Consider the following 372-nt stretch of genomic DNA (forward strand, 5'->3'; position numbering starts at 1 on the left):
TCAGCAACTACGAGGAGATCGCGAACGTCGTCCGGCAGCGCCAGGCCGAACGGAAGGCGGGTAACTACTGAGCGCCGACGCGCCAGTCCCGTTCCTCCCACTCCTCGCGCAGGACGCCGAAGTACACCATGTCGACGTACTCGCCGTTCACGTTCTCGGCCTCGCGCATGACGCCCTCCCGTTGCATCCCCGTCTTTTCGAGCACCCGCTGAGAGGCGGGGTTTGTCGCTAACGCCCGCCCGCGGACGCGGTGGAGGCGGAGTTCCTCGAAGGCGTAGCGAACCAGCAGGCGTGCGGCCTCGGTCATGATGCCGTCGCCGTGAACGTCGGGCGAGAGCCAGTAGGCGATCTCGGCGTGACCGTCGGAGTTGT

General features: G+C 66.7%; 1 protein-coding gene. It reads right to left on the reverse strand.

Features of this window, described 5'->3' with window-relative positions:
• Window positions 1-64 precede the first annotated feature (64 nt).
• Window positions 65-372 (reverse strand): GNAT family protein (locus SM755_RS23350; RefSeq protein WP_323174793.1); only part of this gene is annotated, 308 nt, incomplete at its 5' end.

This window comes from Natrialba sp. PRR66 (genome assembly GCF_034808065.1).
In the GTDB taxonomy this organism is placed as follows: Archaea; Halobacteriota; Halobacteria; order Halobacteriales; family Natrialbaceae; genus Natrialba; species Natrialba aegyptia.